The 1,304-nt window shown below is 61.5% G+C and carries 1 protein-coding gene; it reads right to left on the reverse strand.

What is annotated here, in order from left to right:
• Nucleotides 1–23: 23 nt before the first annotated feature.
• Entirely contained in the window at nt 24–1,244 is a 1,221-nt protein-coding gene (locus AC1Q7F_RS32570) for an IS256 family transposase (RefSeq protein ID WP_492512704.1), read from the reverse strand.
• Between the last annotated feature and the right edge of the window lie 60 nt (nt 1,245–1,304).

The raw sequence follows: 1,304 nt of genomic DNA on the forward strand, positions 1-1,304 counted from the left end.
GTGCTCGGCTGGGCGGTTTCAAATCAGGCGTTCATGGCCTTTGTGAACCTGTCGCCGAACAGGACGGCCATCTGAGCTTTGGCCGCCGTCCATTCACGGGCGGGCATTTTCCACTCTTTCTCGGCCCTGTTCAAGACCAGGAACAGCAGTTTCAGCGCGGCCTCGTCATTGGGGAAATGCCCCCTAGCGCGGACGGCGCGGCGGAGCTTTGAATTCAGGGCTTCGATGGCGTTTGTTGTATAGAGTATGCGCCTGACCTCGCGGGGAAAGGCAAAGAACGGGATGACTTCCTGCCAGGCTCGGCGCCAGGCCTTGCCAATGGCCTCATATTTCTGGCCCCAGGGGCCTTGCTCGAATGCGGTCAGGGCCTTCTCCGCCTCCGTGTCATTCAAGGCGTCGTAAACCTGCTTGAGCGCGGCAGCGATCGGCTTGCGGTCCTTCCAGGACGCGAATTCCATGCTGTGGCGCAGGAGATGGACGATGCAAGTCTGTACGCTCGTCTCCGGAAAGGCGGCGGCGATGGCTTCCGGAAAGCCCTTCAGCCCGTCGACCACAGCCAGCAGGATGTCCTCCACGCCCCGGTTCTTCAGCTCGTTCAGGACCCGCAGCCAGAATTTGGCCCCTTCATTCTGTTCGATCCATAGGCCCAGCACCTCCTTGGTGCCGTCCACCCGCACGCCGATGGCGATGTGGATCGCCTTGTTACGCACCAGACTTTCGTCCCGGATTTTCACCCGCAGCGCGTCCAGGAAAACCAACGGATAGACCGCTTCCAGAGGCCGGGTCTGCCAGGCCGCCACCTCGTCCAGCACCGCATCCGTCACCGCCGAGATCAGGTCGGCTGATACCTCGATCCCGTACAGTTCCCGCAGGTGGCCGGTGATTTCCCGCGTCGACATGCCGCGCGCGTACATTGAGATAATCTTCTCGTCAAACCCAGGGAACCGCCGCTGGTACTTGCCGATCAGCTGCGGATCAAAGGTCGAGGCCCGGTCACGCGGGATCGACAGTTCCATCGCCCCCGTATCCGTCAGCACCGTCTTGCGCCCATAACCGTTGCGGCGGTTGCCGCTTTCATCGCCGGCAAGATGGTGATCCATCTCAGCCTTCAACACCCGCTCCGCCAGCGCCTTCTTCAACTGGTCAAGCAGGCCGTTCTGGTCGAAAGCTGCCTTCGCGTCACCGCCAGCCAGCAACCGGTCCAGAAGCGCATCGGGGATAATCGGTTCCTTGCGTCGTGCCATCGTGAAGCTCCTTTCGCATCTCACTATGGCCCAGCCGAGCACGGAATTCCCGATAGTCCC

Source organism: Niveispirillum sp. GW835-FHT14G11 (assembly GCF_058793615.1).

What these genes read in the sequence shown, in the direction of transcription:
- AC1Q7F_RS32570 (WP_492512704.1), bottom strand. Translation starts at nt 1,244, where the DNA reads ATGGCACGACGCAAGGAACCGATTATCCCCGATGCGCTTCTGGACCGG.